The sequence below is a fragment of the Mycobacterium sp. genome, from assembly GCF_049281135.1.
GTDB lineage: Bacteria > Actinomycetota > Actinomycetes > Mycobacteriales > Mycobacteriaceae > Mycobacterium.
This window is the reverse complement of record NZ_JBAPRN010000558.1, coordinates 1-2,366: the sequence shown is the minus strand read 5'-3', so window position 1 is coordinate 2,366 and position 2,366 is coordinate 1. Positions and strand designations below refer to the sequence as shown.

General features: G+C 65.7%; 3 protein-coding genes. 2 read left to right on the top strand and 1 reads right to left on the bottom strand.

Going from position 1 to position 2,366, the window contains the following annotated elements; genetic code table 11:
- Positions 1-602, bottom strand: a 602-nt coding sequence (locus WAN02_RS21740) for a sulfatase-like hydrolase/transferase (RefSeq protein WP_422266289.1), incomplete at its 3' end; no start/stop codon positions are given.
- 92 nt (positions 603-694) lie between these two features.
- Here WAN02_RS21740 and WAN02_RS21735 point away from each other — a divergent pair.
- Together WAN02_RS21735 and WAN02_RS21730 are read left to right on the top strand one after the other, a co-directional pair.
- Positions 695-1,426, top strand: coding sequence for an enoyl-CoA hydratase (locus WAN02_RS21735; RefSeq protein ID WP_422266288.1), 732 nt, complete (start codon positions 695-697; stop codon positions 1,424-1,426).
- A gap of 3 nt (positions 1,427-1,429) precedes the next feature.
- A partial coding sequence (locus WAN02_RS21730) for an MBL fold metallo-hydrolase (protein ID WP_422266287.1) occupies positions 1,430-2,366 on the top strand: 937 nt, incomplete at its 3' end.

Below are 2,366 nucleotides of genomic sequence, written 5' to 3'. Positions count from 1 at the left end.
GGCAGGTAGGCAAAGAACGGACGGTCCCCATTTTTGGGGTCGGCGGACCGCTCGCGGAAGTATCGCAGCAGCGTGTCGGCGTAGAAGTCCGACGAATAGAAGTCGTCTGGGACGGTGACGAACTGATCGTCCTCGGTGTACCGCGACATCATTGGTATGAAGTCGCCGGGAACATTGCTGTAATGGCTTGCACCGCCGGGCAATAGCGCGAACGACCGGTCGAATCCACGGGACCACGGCGACGTGTCGATGGTGTTGCCCAGATGCCATTTGCCGGCCATCAGGGTCAGGTAGCCGGCGTCCCGTAGCAATTCGGGCAAGGCGACCACCCGATCGTTCAGGTGTCCCTCGTAGCCGGGCTGTCCCCGGAACTGCGGAGCAACCTCGAGCATGGTGCCGATGCCCGCGATGTGGTGATCGGTGCCGGTCAGCAGCATCGACCGGGTCGGCGAGCAGGCCGGCGCCGAGTGGAAATCGGTCAACCGGATGCCCGCGTGGGCCAGCTGGTCCAGATTGGGGGTCTCGATCTCGCCGCCGAACGCGCCGATATCGGAGAACCCGAGGTCATCTGCCACGATCACCAGGAAATTAGGCCTTGTCACGGGGAAGCATCCTGTCAGGTCCATGGGCCGAAGGGAACGGTCCGCCTACCGCCGATTCGATACCGCCCGGCCGAGGCTAATAGGCTGGGCCCATGATCGGTCTCACTCGCGTCGAAGACGTGTTGACCATTGAGTTGCAGCGTCCCGAACGACGGAATGCGCTCAACTCCCAGCTGGTCGAGGAGTTGCGCGAGTCGGTGGAGAAGGCCGTCGGCGAGGATGTCCGTGTCATCGTGCTGACCGGGCAGGGCACCGTGTTCTGCGCCGGCGCCGACCTCAGCGGTGACGCGTTCGCCGCCGACTATCCCGACCGCCTCATCGAACTGCACAAGGTGCTGGACGCCGCGCCGATTCCAGTGATCGGCGCGATCAACGGGCCCGCGATCGGCGCCGGTCTCCAGCTGGCCATGCAGTGCGATCTTCGAGTCGTCGCGCCCGAGGCGTTCCTCCAGTTCCCGACGTCGAAATATGGTCTGGCACTGGATAACTGGAGTATCCACCGGCTCTCGTCGCTGGTCGGCCACGGCCGGGCCCGGGCCATGCTGCTGGCCGCGGAGAAGCTGAGCGCCGAGACCGCGCTGCAGACCGGGATGGCCAACCGGATCGGGACGCTGGCCGACGCGCAGGCGTGGGCCGCCGATATCGCCGGCCTGGCTCCGCTGGCGTTGCAGCACGCCAAGCGGGTGCTCAACGACGACGGCTCCATCGAAGAGCCGTCGCCGGCGCAGAAGGAACTTTTCGACAAAGCGTGGGGTAGCCAAGACGTGATCGAGGCGCAGGTCGCACGGGTGGAGAAGCGACCGCCGAAATTCCAGGGGGCGTAACGGATGTTGAGCGCAGCACTGCGACTGGCAGCGGGCACAGTCTCGCTCGCGACGGGCGGGTGGGTGTTGCGTGCCCTGCACGGTGCACCGGCCGCGCTCGGAGCTCAACCGTCTGACATTCGCGCAGTCGCCGACCGGTCGCCGAACTTCCACGACGGTGTCTTCGTCAACCTGGAACCTCCGTCAATGAATATCAGCCCCGATCAAGGGCGATCGTTGTTGTGGGAGATCGTCACCGGTCTCGAGGACGCTCGGCCTTCGGCGGAGATTCCGTTGGACACCCCCGAGCTGCGAGCCTTCGATGCTCCCGCCGGCCAGATCGCGGTCAGCTGGTTCGGCCACTCGACCACGCTGCTGGAGATCGACGGATACCGCGTTCTCACCGACCCGGTGTGGAGCGAACGCTGCTCGCCGTCGGACGTCATCGGGCCGGGGCGTATGCATCCGCCGCCGGTGCCGCTGGATGCGCTGCCGGCGCTGGACGCGATCGTGATCAGTCACGACCATTACGACCACCTCGACATCGACACGATCCTCGCACTGGCCCGCAGCCAGTGGGCGCCGTTCGTGGTTCCCCTCGGTGTCGGTGCGCACCTGCGGGAGTGGGGCATTCCCGACGAGCGTGTCATCGAACTCGACTGGAACGAGCAGACGAAAATCGATGAGCTCACGCTGATCTGCACACCGGCCCGGCATTTCTCCGGCCGCTTCCTGAACCGCTTCAACACCCTGTGGGCGTCGTGGGCGATCATCGGCCCCTCGCACCGGGCATACTTCGGCGGCGACACCGGCTACACCAAGAGCTTCGCCGAAATCGGCGCCGATCACGGACCGTTCGACGTGACGCTGCTACCCGTCGGGGCCTACAACAGAGTGGCCCGGGACGTTCACATGGATCCCGAAGAGGCGGTTCAGGCGCACCTGGACGTTCGCGGCGGGC

Bases quoted from the DNA above. Each gene is read 5' to 3' on its own strand.
- WAN02_RS21735 (WP_422266288.1), top strand. From the start codon at position 695: ATGATCGGTCTCACTCGCGTCGAAGACGTGTTGACCATTGAGTTGCAG.